1 pseudogene is annotated in these 241 nt (G+C 63.9%); it reads left to right on the top strand.

From position 1 onward, the window contains the following. Window positions 1-180, top strand: a pseudogene (locus SAZ04_RS22865) (succinate--CoA ligase subunit alpha); the annotation flags it as partial. Between the last annotated feature and the right edge of the window lie 61 nt (window positions 181-241).

Below are 241 nucleotides of genomic sequence, written 5' to 3' on the forward strand. Positions count from 1 at the left end.
GTGGCTGCATTCATCGCGGGTGCGACTGCGCCTCCTGGGCGTCGCATGGGCCATGCCGGCGCAATCATCAGCGGCGGCAAAGGCACAGCCAAAGCCAAGATTGAGGCGCTGAAGGACGCTGGCGTGGCGATTGCTGACACGCCGTCAGTGATGGCCGACACACTCCTCAAGATGATGTGATCCCGCGCGTGCAGTCTTCGCGCGGTTACGACAGGATTCGCCGACGCGCATGAACGCGCTC

This window comes from Halalkalibacter lacteus (genome assembly GCF_036663595.1).
Taxonomy (GTDB): Bacteria; Bacillota; Bacilli; order Bacillales; family Bacillaceae_D; genus Halalkalibacter; species Halalkalibacter lacteus.